The 528-nt window shown below is 48.3% G+C and carries 1 protein-coding gene; it reads right to left on the bottom strand.

Annotated elements, in window-relative coordinates:
* Positions 1–528, bottom strand: a 528-nt coding sequence (gene nadE, locus R7Q48_RS30740) for an ammonia-dependent NAD(+) synthetase (protein WP_318134202.1), incomplete at both ends; no start/stop codon positions are given.

The following is a 528-nucleotide window of genomic DNA, read 5'->3' as shown; positions in this document are numbered from 1 at the left end:
CTCTGGCGCGCCCAACGTTGCGGCTACTTCGCGCACTTGACGTTTGTTCAAACCAAATAGAGGGGCAAGGTCACACGCGCCATCACCAAATTTAGTGTAGAAACCAGTGATGTTTTCTGCAGAGTGGTCAGTACCTAACACCAAGCCACCGACGTAACCAGCGATCTCGTATTGAGCGATCATGCGAGCACGTGCTTTTACGTTACCTTTTACAAAGTCTACTTTTGCCGCGTCTTCTGGCATTAGCCCTGTGCCTTCTAGTGCAATATTAGAAGCGGCATGCATACCATCAACACCTTGTTTGATGTTCACAGAGATAGAATGCGTAGGTTTAATGAATGACAACGCCAATTGCGCTTCATCTTCGTCTTTTTGCTCACCGTAAGGCAGACGTACTGCGATAAACTGGTAATCGTTGCTGCCAGTTTCTTCGTTAAGTTGGTCTACAGCAAGTTGGGCAAGGCGACCTAACGTGGTTGAGTCAACACCGCCACTGATGCCAAGCACAAGTGACTTACAACCTGCTTC

The sequence above is a fragment of the Vibrio sp. 378 genome (assembly GCF_033339435.1).
Note: the sequence above shows the minus strand (reverse complement) of the source record. Positions and strands in the feature narration are given on the sequence as shown.